2 protein-coding genes are annotated in these 3,195 nt (G+C 64.8%); both read right to left on the bottom strand.

Features of this window, described 5'->3' with window-relative positions; genetic code table 11:
* Positions 1–150 precede the first annotated feature (150 nt).
* Positions 151–1,215 (bottom strand): aldo/keto reductase, encoded by a 1,065-nt coding sequence (locus EHS19_RS09790; protein ID WP_241677205.1) that lies wholly within the window; start codon positions 1,213–1,215, stop codon positions 151–153.
* Positions 1,216–1,655: 440 nt separating this feature from the next.
* The gene (locus EHS19_RS09785) at positions 1,656–3,158 is read right to left on the bottom strand and encodes an amino acid permease (protein WP_241677204.1); all 1,503 of its coding nucleotides are present in this window, start codon (positions 3,156–3,158) and stop codon (positions 1,656–1,658) included.
* Between the last annotated feature and the right edge of the window lie 37 nt (positions 3,159–3,195).

The following is a 3,195-nucleotide window of genomic DNA, read 5'->3' as shown; positions in this document are numbered from 1 at the left end:
GCAATATCAAGGTTTCCGCACCCCGGTTACAGGGAGCTGGGCGCTCCCCGTGACCAACCCCGCGTCACGTGACCAAGTCCGCGCCACGTGACCAAACCCGCACCCTGCGACCGAATAGCGCGCCCGAATAGGCTGGCACTGGCCGCGGCGTCAGGCCTCCACGCCAACCGCGGCATCGAGCGCGGTCAGCTCATCAAGCGACAGATGCAGATCGATCGCAGCGAACGAATCGCGCACCTCGTGCGGATTGCGCGCGCTCGGAATCGAAAACAGCCGACCGTATCGGGTCAATTCCCAAGCCAGCACGACCCGCTGATACGAGACGCCGCGCGCGGCCGCCACCTCGCGGAACGCATCGTAGGCATGCATGTCAACCGGATCGAGAAACCCGCCCAACGGCGACCAGCAGACGAACGCCAGCCCCAACTGCGCGCAATGCGCCATCGTGCGCTCCGGATCGGGGTGCGACGGCGAGAACTGGTTCTGCACCGCAACCAGCCGATCACCGAGCATCGCGTGCGCGATATCGATCTGCGCATTGTCCACCCGCGAAATGCCGGCGAAGCGAATCACGCCCTCGTCGAGCAGCGTGCGCAGCGCGCCGATCGTCTCCTCATAGGGCACCGCCGGGTCGGGACCATGCGAATACAGCAGATCGAGCGCGTCCACGCCGAGTCGCAACGCGGATTCCTTCGCATCGCGAATCATCGTCTCCGGACGGGAATCCGCCATCCACCCGTAGCGACTGCCCGCCGCCTGCAGCCGCTGCCGCGCGGAGTCGGCATGCAGGTCCGCGTCGGCACCGGCTGCTTCGGTTGCGTTCCCGTCGCTGGCATTGGCGGCACTGACATGGCTGATGCCGGCATCGTCAGGGCTGTCGGCGCGCGCCGCGTTGCCGGAACCGGCATCGTCGCCAGCGACCGGCTCCAGCACCGGCGTCGGCACCGCGCTGATCGTGCGACGGTAGCCGGTTTTGGTGGCGACGAGCACCTCGTCGCGCGGCCCGCCCCAGCTGGCGAGCGCATCGCACACCAGCCGCTCACCGTATCCGAAATCGCCGGGGACGCCGGTGCCGCTCGCGCCCGGCGCGGTGGGCAGATAGTACGACCAGGCGGTGTCAAGATAGCGCACGCCGGCGTCGAGCGCCGCGTGGATCGTGGCGATGGCGGTGTCGCGGCTTGGGCGGCCTTCGATGGCGAGCGCCATCGTGCCCATGCCAAGTCGGGGGATGCGGTGCCCGGCGAGGTTGGCGCGACCGGCGGGCGCGGCGCGATCGGCGAGGTTGGCGCGATCGGCGGAATTGGCGCAATGAGTGCGATTGACGGGTTCCATGCCATCATCATTCCACGAGGACACGCCACGCCCGAGCCCGAGCCCGAGCCACGCGCTACTCGGCTTCTGCATCAGACATTCATTTACGAATCGACTGCCCCGCAGGACAACGCAGGCCAGATCGTTTCACGATCGCCGACGCGCTGCCTCGATATCGCGGTCAGGCGACGCGATAGCCTATAGCCTACCGAATCACCAGCGCGATCATCTACTATGCCGCGCCGTAAGTTCGTTGATCCACTACCCCTCAGTCCCGCTTCGCGGGCCAGCTCCCCTGACAAGGGGAGCCAGAAATATACCCAACGAATTAATGACGCAGGTTACTACCGATCACCAGCGCTATCACCAGCCGCAGAATCACCCGCGCGACCGCTCTGACGGCTATGCGCGCGATCGTGCAGCAGACAGTAGCCGCCGAACACCGCCAGCCACACCAGACCGGCGACCGCGGGCCAGCGGGTGTCGTCGGCCAGAAACAGCGTGCAGTACACGAATGCGAAGAACGCGATCGCGATCGTGTTCGTGATCCGCCACGCCGGCATCACGAATCCCTCCGCGATGAAATCAGCCGAGCAGCGGTACCGGCGATGCGCGATCATCGTCAGAATATAAATGAAAATGATCACCGCGCTCGACGCCGACGCGAACAGCACGAACGCGCCCGACACGCCGGGAATCGCGTTGATCACCGGCGACAGCAGAATCAGCGCCGCCGACAGCAGAATCGCGCGCGCCGGCACCTTGCGATTCGACACCTGACCAACCCGCCGGAACGTCGGCGAATCCGATTCGGCGGCAAGCTGGTACAGGTGGCGCCCGGCCGAGTACAGCAGCGAATTGAGCGCCGACGAAGCCGCCGTGATCACCACGAAGAACACCAGTGCGGCGGCCCAGTTCAGGCCGGCGTATTGGAACACCATGATGAACGGCGAGGCGAACGAACCGTCCTTGTTCGGCGTGAACGTGGTCCACGGCACGATGCACATGATCGCCACCAGCGCGCCCACGTAGAAGATGAGCACGCGCACGATGATCTCGTTGACGGCCTTCGGCAGCACCTTGCGCGGGTTCTGCGTCTCGGAGACGGTCACGCCCACGAATTCGATCATCTCGTAGGCGAAGAACACCATCTGGAAGCTCATCAGGAAGCTCAGCCAGCCGTTGGGCGCGATCTGGAAGCCGCCGCCTGCGAGCAGATTGTCGAGCCCGGCGTGGCCTGCCGGCGAGATGCCGTCGTGGCCGGTGATCTGCACGGCGTCGTAATGGTAGCCGATGACGACCATGACCACAGCCGTGGCGATCATCGCGCAGATCAGCGTGATCTTGATCATCGAGAACCAGAATTCCGCCTCGCCGAACGCCTTGACGGCGATCAGGTTGATGGCGACGAGCGCCGCCAGAAAGCACAGTTCGATCAGCCATTTGCTGCGGCTCAGATCGATGCCGAACGTGTCGAAGAACGTGATGAAATAGGTGGAGACCGCGGTGATCTCGCTCATGCCGATCAGCACGAGCACGATCCAGTACGACCAGCCGGCGAACGTGCCCCAGCCGCGGCCGAGGTAGCGGGTGATGAAGTTGATGAACGTGTGCTGGCTGGGGTCGCGGTACATCAGTTCGCCGATCGCGCGCATGAGCAGGAACATGACGATGCCGACGCCAATGTAGACGAAGATGATGGAGGGGCCGGTCAGCGCGATGGATTTGCCGGAGCCGAGGAACAGGCCGGTACCGATCGTGCCGCCGATCGCGATGAACTGCACATGGCGGTTGTTGAGGCCGCGTTCCATGGCGTTGCCCTTGTCGAGGTTTTCGACGGATTTCAGGGTGGCGGTGGGGGTTGGGTTGGGGTTGGCGGGGTTG

The organism is Bifidobacterium jacchi (assembly GCF_009078285.1).
Classification (GTDB): Bacteria; Actinomycetota; Actinomycetes; order Actinomycetales; family Bifidobacteriaceae; genus Bifidobacterium; species Bifidobacterium jacchi.
This window is presented reverse-complemented; position numbering and strand designations above follow the sequence as displayed.